At 45.1% G+C, this 2110-nt stretch carries 1 protein-coding gene; it reads right to left on the minus strand.

The annotated features are described in order from the left end of the window. Window positions 1-2110, minus strand: a 2110-nt coding sequence (locus ACJ751_RS18515) for a heavy metal translocating P-type ATPase (RefSeq protein WP_407747004.1), incomplete at both ends; no start/stop codon positions are given.

Consider the following 2110-nt stretch of genomic DNA (forward strand, 5'->3'; position numbering starts at 1 on the left):
AAGGCTGTTGCTGACAACACTTACTGAACTAAGCGCCATGGCTGCACCCGCAATCATGGGATCGAGCAAAAAGCCATTCACCGGGAAAAGCACGCCGGCAGCAACCGGAATACCGATCACATTATAGATAAAGGCCCAAAAGAGATTCTGTTTGATAGTACGTACCGTTTTACGGGAAAGTTTAAGCGCTTTGGGAATGCTGTTCAGATCAGCAGTGATAAGCGTCATTTTTGCAACATCCATCGCAATATCAGAACCTTTGCCCATGGCAATGCTTACATCAGCCTGGGCAAGTGCCTGCGAATCGTTGATGCCATCACCTGCCATGGCTACTATCTTTCCTGCTTTTTGTAATTCTTTTACGAAGGCTGCTTTATCCGAAGGTAATACCTCTGCTTTATAGGTTTTAATTCCTACCTGCTTCGCCACTGCTGCTGCCGTATGTGCATTATCGCCTGTGAGCATGTATACTTCTATGCCATCACGTTGTAAGGATGCAATAGCGGCTGCGGAACTGTCTTTTATTTTATCTGCAATAGCCATTATCGCCAGCAACTGGCCACTGGCAGCAAAATAGATTACTGTTTTGGCATCTTGTTGCCATTCATCCGCCTGCGCTTCCAATTGCTGGTCAATAGCAATATGGTTTTCATTCATAAGCTTCCTGTTACCAACATAGTATGTCAAACCCTCGTATACACCTCTTACGCCTTGTCCGGTAAGACTGCGGAAATCCTGTAACGCTACCGGTTTAACCCCGGCTTCTTTTAAATGAGCTACCACTGCTGCGGCCAGGGGATGTTCTGACTGTTGTTCCAGTGAATATAGAACAGATTGTATATATGTATGTTTGTTATCACCGTTGTTCCAGAAAATATCTGTCACCGCTGGTTTACCTACGGTAATGGTACCTGTTTTGTCGAGGATTACAGCGTTTACTTTATGAGCCAGTTCAAGACTTTCAGCATCTTTTATCAGCATATTGTTTTCTGCGCCTTTGCCAACACCTACCATAATAGCTGTAGGAGTAGCCAGCCCGAGCGCACAAGGACAAGCAATCACCAGTACAGTAACTGATGTTAACAAAGCATGTGTGAAGGCATTATTACCACCCAATATCATCCAGGAAATAAAAGTAAGGATGGCAATACCTATTACAACAGGAACAAACACACCTGCAATTTTATCTACCAGCTTTTGCACCGGCGCCTTACTGCCTTGTGCTTCCTGCACCATTTTAATAATATGGGCCAACAGGGTATCTGCGCCTACTTTTTCTGCCCGGAACCGGAAACTGCCTTTTTGATTAATAGTACCGGCAAAAACGTTATCGTCACTTTTTTTGGCAACAGCAAGCGGTTCACCGGTGATCATACTTTCATCAACATATGATTCACCACTGACAACTTTGCCATCTACCGGAATTTTTTCGCCAGGTTTCACCAGCAACAGGTCACCTACTTTTACCTGAGCAATGGGAATTTCCTGTGTATTGCCTGACCCGTCGACCAGCATGACTGTCTGGGGCTGCAAACCGATCAGTTTTTTAATAGCCGAAGAGGTATTTGATTTGGCCTTTTCTTCGAGCAGCTTGCCGAGTGATATAAACGCAATTACTACCGCCGCTGCTTCAAAATACACATGGGCATGCAGTCCATGCTGGTGCCAGAATTCAGGATAAATAGTATTGAATGTGCTAAACAACCAGGCAATGCCGGTACTGAGTGCCACCAGCGTATCCATATTGGCTTTGCGGTGCTTTGCCTGCTTCCAGGCATTTACATAAAAACTGCGTCCCAGAAAAAATACCACCGGCGTGGCCAGGGCCATCATGATCCAGTTGCCATAAGGCATGTTCATAAAGAACATACCAATGATAACAATCGGTAATGATAATACCACCGACCAGATTGTTCTTTGTTTCAACTGACGATAATGTTTGCGCTGCGCTTCTTCCTTCACGTCATGCTGATTTTCTTTATCAATCACCAAATCATACCCAATGGAACGGACAGTGTTTTGCAGTAACTCAGGAGTTACAGCAGCGGAATCATACGCTACCCAGGTGCTTTGGTTAGCGAAATTTACACCGGCGTCCTGCACACCTGCA

This window comes from Niastella sp., assembly GCF_045805085.1.
Classification (GTDB): Bacteria; Bacteroidota; Bacteroidia; order Chitinophagales; family Chitinophagaceae; genus Niastella.